The 594-nt window shown below is 70.7% G+C and carries 2 protein-coding genes; both read right to left on the reverse strand.

The window, feature by feature from the left end; all coding sequences use genetic code 11:
• Positions 1–200, reverse strand: a 200-nt coding sequence (locus D180_RS14055; RefSeq protein ID WP_043084374.1) for an aldehyde dehydrogenase family protein, incomplete at its 3' end; no start/stop codon positions are given.
• A gap of 37 nt (positions 201–237) precedes the next feature.
• The coding region (locus D180_RS14060) for an SDR family oxidoreductase (protein ID WP_017913301.1) at positions 238–594 on the reverse strand (357 nt) is incomplete at its 5' end.

A 594-nucleotide genomic window follows, 5' to 3' on the forward strand; every position in this document is an offset into this window, starting at 1 on the left:
GCCCAGGCGCGCTGCGCGTCGCGCGCCTGCGCCACCGCCGCGGCCACGTCGGCGGCATTGGCCTGGCCGACGCGGTGCAGCGGCGTGCCGCTGCCCGGTTCGATCACCTCGAGGACGCCGCCCTGGGCGGCGACCCACTCGCCGTTGAAGATGCGCTCGCTCCAAGTGGATGCGGCGGCCAGGGGTTCGGTGCTGTGCATGCTGTGTACTCTCGTGGAAAGAGGAAGAAAGAGTGGTTCAGAGGGCGGTGGCGGCCAGGCCGCCATCCACCGGCAGGTTGACGCCGTTGATCCAGCGCGCCGCATCGGAGGCGAGGAACACCACCGCTTCGGCGACCTCGTCGGCATAGGCCGGGCGCTTCATCTTGCCGGCATCGGCCTGGACCCGCTCGGGCCCGAGCATGGTGACGAAATCGCCCAGGATCGGCGTGAACACCGGGCCGGGCGCGACGCTGTTGACCCGCACCGAATGCGCGGCGAACCAGTCGCGCGAGCGCAGCAGCGTCCACACGATCAGCGCTTCCTTGAAGTACTGGTAGCAGGTCGCCTGCGGCACCGGATGCGCCGCCAGCCAGTCGCTGCCGGCGGCGTAGCT

This window comes from Xanthomonas sp. SHU 166, from assembly GCF_000364685.1.
GTDB classification, from domain to species: domain Bacteria; phylum Pseudomonadota; class Gammaproteobacteria; order Xanthomonadales; family Xanthomonadaceae; genus Xanthomonas_A; species Xanthomonas_A sontii.